Origin of the sequence: Lysinibacillus sp. NPDC047702, from assembly GCF_050272555.1 — a bacterium.
Lineage (GTDB): Bacteria > Bacillota > Bacilli > Bacillales_A > Planococcaceae > Lysinibacillus.
The window spans coordinates 1-5713 of the sequence record NZ_JBNNMG010000114.1 but is presented as its reverse complement, the minus strand read 5'-3'; the positions used below and the strand labels follow the sequence as shown (position 1 = coordinate 5713).

At 36.4% G+C, this 5713-nt stretch carries 3 protein-coding genes and 1 other annotated feature; of the genes, 1 reads left to right on the top strand and 2 read right to left on the bottom strand.

Annotated elements, in window-relative coordinates; genetic code table 11:
* Positions 1-136 precede the first annotated feature (136 nt).
* Entirely contained in the window at positions 137-259 is a 123-nt protein-coding gene (locus tag ACQKIM_RS27490) for a hypothetical protein (protein ID WP_427550066.1), read from the top strand.
* A gap of 780 nt (positions 260-1039) precedes the next feature.
* On the opposite strand, the gene leuS is transcribed toward ACQKIM_RS27490, so the two are convergent.
* Entirely contained in the window at positions 1040-3457 is a 2418-nt protein-coding gene (leuS, locus tag ACQKIM_RS27485; protein ID WP_427550064.1) for a leucine--tRNA ligase, read from the bottom strand.
* Positions 3458-3548: 91 nt separating this feature from the next.
* Positions 3549-3760: a binding site (T-box leader), on the bottom strand.
* A 64-nt stretch (positions 3761-3824) separates the two neighbouring features.
* Positions 3825-5564, bottom strand: a complete 1740-nt coding sequence (locus ACQKIM_RS27480) for a SulP family inorganic anion transporter (protein WP_427550062.1) — start codon at positions 5562-5564, stop codon at positions 3825-3827.
* Positions 5565-5713 lie beyond the last annotated feature (149 nt).

Sequence of the window (5713 nt, the reverse complement as noted above, 5' to 3'; positions counted from 1 at the left end):
GTCGGAACGGAGATCAACCCCTCGTTTTGAAAAAGAGCTATATTTTTTTATTTGTCACCTTGATTTCATTGACATAATAGTATTTCAACAACATGTTTATATTTAGTAATCAAACTAAATATAAAGGTGAAAAATTATGAAGACTGAAAAAGGAACAAAATATAATATAGAGGAAATTGAACCTTTATATAATGATTTAAATGATTACCTTGATTCTCATATAAATTACCCTGGATGGAAAAAGGAATTTATCCAGTAAAAGAAACTGCAATAAATGGCATACAGGAAGGTAATTTATATGTGATTAGAAATAGTAATCGTATTGTTGGCACTGTTATATTACGACATGAGCAAGAATTAGGTTATTCAAAAGCTAATTGGAATATCAATTTAGATTATGAAGATATATTGGTTATATACTTTTACTGTACATCCTAAATATCTTAAAAAGGGAATTGGAAAAAAGGCTTATGGACTTTATTATCCAATATAGCGAAGAAATGATTATAAAAGTTATTCGTTTGGATGTATATGGAGAAAATAAACCAGCTATAAAACTTTATAGAAAATATGTTTTTTTATATTGATACAATAGATTTAGGATATAGTGAATATGGTTTAGATAAATTTGAACTTTACCAGAAGCTTTTATAAATTCTAGTTTAAAGAACTGTTAATCTAAAAAGATTGACTGCTTTTTTGTTGCCTAGAGAGCTATTTCTTTCTTTATGTAATATAGGACGATTTGTGAATCATATCACTTGAACACATTCGGATTACATTTTAGCTGTTTTTGTTCATTTTTTGTAAAATATCTTTTGGTCATTACACTCTACTCCAACATCTTTTTTCTCATTATAAACAAAAGTACCCTATAGGATAGACTTTTTTCAAAGTGTCTATCTTATAGGGTTTATATTAGATTCAGTCTTAATTTTTTTAATTAAAATGTGCAACCTTTTATAAAAGTATTGTTACATTAACAATTGTATACAAATTGTTGACTTTTAATAAAAAAATTTCGGACACTTTTTTATCATTATTTTACTACGATATTCACAAGCTTACCTGGAATAACAATGACTTTTACTAAGTCTTTGCCTGTCATATGCTCTTGAACCTTGCTGTCAGTAAGTGCTACTTTTTCGATTTCTTCCTTAGAAGCATCTTTTGCTACGATAATTTTTGCTCGTACTTTACCTGCAACTTGCACAGCGATTTCCACTTCATCATCCACAAGTTTAGACTCATCATATGCTGGCCACTGCTCATAAACAAGTGTTGCATTATGTCCTAATAGCTGCCATAATTCCTCGGCAATATGTGGAACGATTGGTGCTAGCATTTTTACGAAGCCATCTGCGTAAGCTGCTGGAATAACATCTGCTTTGTAGCAATCATTGATGAATACCATCATCTGTGAAATAGCTGTATTAAAGCGGATACCTTCATAATCCTCAGTCACCTTTTTCACTGTTTGGTGATAGGATTTTTCAAGTGTTTTATCATCTGAAACTTGAATTTTTGAAGAAATTGCACCATCTTCTTCATTGACAAATAAACGCCAAATACGATCTAAGAAGCGACGTGCTCCGTCTAAACCATTTGTAGACCATGCCACAGACGCCTCAAGTGGTCCCATAAACATTTCATATAAACGTAGTGTATCCGCACCATGTGAAGAAATGATTTCATCCGGATTAACTACATTACCTTTGGATTTAGACATTTTTTCATTACCTTCACCAAGAATCATTCCTTGGTTAAATAATTTTTGGAATGGCTCTTTCGTGTGAACAACGCCTAAATCATATAATACTTTATGCCAGAAGCGTGCGTATAATAAATGCAATACAGCATGCTCTGCTCCACCAATATAAATATCAACTGGTAACCAGCGTTTTAGTAATTCTGGATCAGCTATTGCTTCTGTATTTGTTGGATCGATATAGCGTAAGAAGTACCAGCTTGAGCCTGCCCATTGAGGCATTGTATTTGTTTCACGGCGTCCTTTCTTACCTGTCTCTGGGTCCACAACATTTACCCATTCTTCAATATTTGCCAATGGTGATTCACCTGTACCAGAAGGACGGATATTATCTGTTTTTGGAAGCATTAATGGTAATTCCGATTCTGGAACTGCTGTTGTCGTGCCATCTTCCCAATGAATCATTGGGATAGGTTCGCCCCAGTAACGCTGGCGAGAGAATAACCAGTCACGAAGACGATAAGAAATTTTCTTCTCTCCTACGCCCTTTTCCTCTAACCATTCGATCGCCTTGGCAATACCATCCGCTTTGTTTAAGCCATCAAGGAAATCGGAATTAATATGCTGTCCATCACCTGTAAATGCTTCATTGTTAACGTCTCCACCTTCAAGGACAGGAATAATCTCTAAGTTAAACTCTGTAGCAAACTCATAGTCGCGTTCATCATGTGCTGGAACTGCCATGATGGCACCTGTACCATAAGAAACTAATACATAGTCTGCAATCCAAATCGGCACTTTTTTACCGTTAATCGGATTCACTGCATAGGCACCTGTAAATACGCCTGTTTTTTCTTTAGCTAAATCTGTACGCTCTAAATCTGACTTCATTTTTACTTTTTCTAGATAAGTCTCAACTGCTTGTTGTTGGTCAGCCGTTGTAATCTGCTCCACTAATTTATGCTCAGGAGCAAGCACACAGTATGTAGCACCAAATAATGTATCTGGACGTGTCGTAAATACTGTAAAGTTTTCATCTAAGCCATCAATACCAAATGTGACTTCAGCCCCTTCTGAACGACCGATCCAGTTACGCTGCATATCTTTAATAGACTCTGGCCAATCTACTTCTTCTAGGTCGTCGATTAAACGATCCGCATAAGCTGTAATTTTTAGCATCCATTGCTTCATTGGGCGACGTTCTACAGGATGACTGCCACGCTCTGATTTCCCATCAATTACTTCCTCATTTGCCAATACTGTTCCTAATGCAGGGCACCAGTTTACAGCCACTTCATCTATATAGGCTAAGCCTTTTTTATATAGCTGGATAAAGATCCATTGTGTCCATTTATAATATTCTGGGTCTGTTGTGTTTATTTCGCGATCCCAATCATAGCTGAAGCCAAGCTCTTGAATTTGACGTTTGAATGTCGCAATATTTTTTGCTGTGAATTCAGCGGGATCATTCCCTGTATCAAGTGCGTATTGTTCTGCTGGTAAACCGAATGCATCCCAGCCCATTGGATGTAGTACGTTAAAGCCTTGCATGCGCTTGAAGCGTGACAGGATATCTGTCGCTGTATAACCTTCTGGGTGTCCTACATGAAGACCTGCCCCTGATGGGTATGGGAACATATCTAACGCATAAAATTTTGGTTTATCCGTTTCATTTACTGTTTTAAATGTTTTATTATCAGCCCAATATTGCTGCCATTTTTTTTCGACTTGTTGATGATTAAAACTCATTTTTTTTCCTCCTTTAATTGTGTCATGCTCTTCATCATAAGAATTGACAAAATATTTAAAAAATAAAAAAACTCGTCCCTTTCTTTATTAAGAAAGGGACGAGAGAATTCGTATCTCCCGCGGTACCACCCAAATTAGTGATCACACTCGGCTCTAACTTCCTTAACGCAGAAGGAACGGCACGCGTTGCTTCACGCGGGCAGACTCAGAAGGTGAGTTCAATCTGCTTTCCTACTAGCTTCCACCTGCCGCTAGCTCTCTAAAAAGAATCACAAATTTACTATTCCTCATCACTGTCTTTACATGTATTGCATTTATTCTAATGGAAAGTGTTGAAAAGCACAAGCCTTTGTTCATATGCTAACCATTACTGTACAATTAAATCCCTTTTTTCCTTAGATTGTGATAATTCCTGACATTCACGGAAGGCAAAATGTTTACATCCTATACACTTATTTGTATCTAAATAGCTAAAAGCATCATTAATTGCTTCTCCTGTATGCGGATAAAAATGAGCTTCACCTATTTCATCATATAGGCCATTGTGCTGAAGCACTGCTTTCATTTCATCCTGTAGCCCTGTTATTAAAATGGTACCACCTTGCATTTTGAAATCCCGAATAATACTTCCAAAATATGTCTCACCTGTTGAGTCCATAAAGGGTACTTTACCCATACGCAATATTAATACTTTAGATTGATAAGTAGGAGCAGCAATGGCCTGCTCAAAAGTAGACGCTGCACCAAAAAAAAGCGGCCCTTCAATTGTATAGATACTAATTTGTGGACAATCATGCTGCTGATGAACAACATGTGATTGTACTTTTTCATGCTTTAATGAGTGATCTGGTAATACTTTTGTGACAACAAGCTTCTCGCTCATACGTTTTGAAAATAACACAACAGCTAACACAAGCCCAACCTCTACAGCTAGTGTTAAACTTGTAAAAACAGTCAGTAGGAAGGTAATGATTAAAACCAGAGAATCTCCTGATTTCAACTTCACAATATGTGCAAAATGCTTTTGTTCACTCATATTCCAGGCAACAACCATTAAGACAGGGGCCATACTTGCTAAAGGAATATGTGAAGCATATGGTGCCAATAGCAATAAAGTGATTAAGACAAAAACACCATGAATAATACCTGACATCGGCGAAACCGCACCTGTTTTGATATTTGTTGCTGTACGGGCAATAGCACCAGTTGCTGGAATTCCTCCAAACAATGGTGTTACAATATTCGCAATGCCTTGGCCTACAAGCTCTCGATTGCTATGATGTTTACTATTTGTCATACCATCTGCGACAACCGCAGATAAAAGTGATTCAATACCACCAAGCATTGCAATAACAAAGGCTGGTCCTATAAGCAGCTGAACTCGTTCTAATGTGATATCTGGTATCGCAAAGTTCGGTAAAGTGCTTGGAATTTGACCATAAGCAGTTGCTATTGTAGCGACTTGTCCTGAAAAAAAGAACGTTGCAATAAGTGTAGAAACAACAATGCCTGCTAACGCTCCTGGAACTTTCGGTAAAACTTTCGGTGTCAATAGAATAATAACGAGACAAATAATTGCTGTGACAATACTATAAAAATTCGTAGTACCAATATGCATCATAATTTCTTTTAAATTGGCAATAAAATACTCGTGTCTTTTCATATTTGTCAGCCCTAAAAAATTGGCTATCTGTCCTGTAAAAATAATCACGGCAATACCAGCAGTAAAACCTATTGTAACAGGACGTGGGATAAACTTAATTAATGAGCCTAGCTTAAAAATACCCATTAAGCACAACATAATCCCTGCCATCAAACCAGCAATTAATAAATTTTCGTAGCCATATGCAAGAACGATTCCTAGAAGAATTGGCACAAATGCACCCGTTGGTCCACCAATTTGATATTTCGAGCCACCAAAGATAGAAATTAGTATACCGGCAATACAAGCTGTATAAATTCCATACTCTGGTTTGACACCTGAAGCAATCGCAAAAGACATTGCTAGCGGTATTGCTACGATTCCAACAATGATGCCCGACAGTAAGTCCTTCTTAAAATGATGTGCTGAATATCCTTCAAATCTCCCTATTAACAGTGACTTCATACATAAATCTTCCCTTCGAAATAATAAGCAAAGCAAATCTTTCAAAAAAAATTAGGCGAATTGTAAAATCAGATTAGACACTGTATAAAAAAATGCATCAAATCGGAAAAATCGTGTATTATTGGAGTTCCTACACAACCAATATACAA

What these genes read in the sequence shown, in the direction of transcription:
- ACQKIM_RS27490 (WP_427550066.1), top strand. Translation starts at nt 137, where the DNA reads ATGAAGACTGAAAAAGGAACAAAATATAATATAGAGGAAATTGAACCT.
- leuS (WP_427550064.1), bottom strand. Translation starts at nt 3,457, where the DNA reads ATGAGTTTTAATCATCAACAAGTCGAAAAAAAATGGCAGCAATATTGG.
- ACQKIM_RS27480 (WP_427550062.1), bottom strand. Translation starts at nt 5,564, where the DNA reads ATGAAGTCACTGTTAATAGGGAGATTTGAAGGATATTCAGCACATCAT.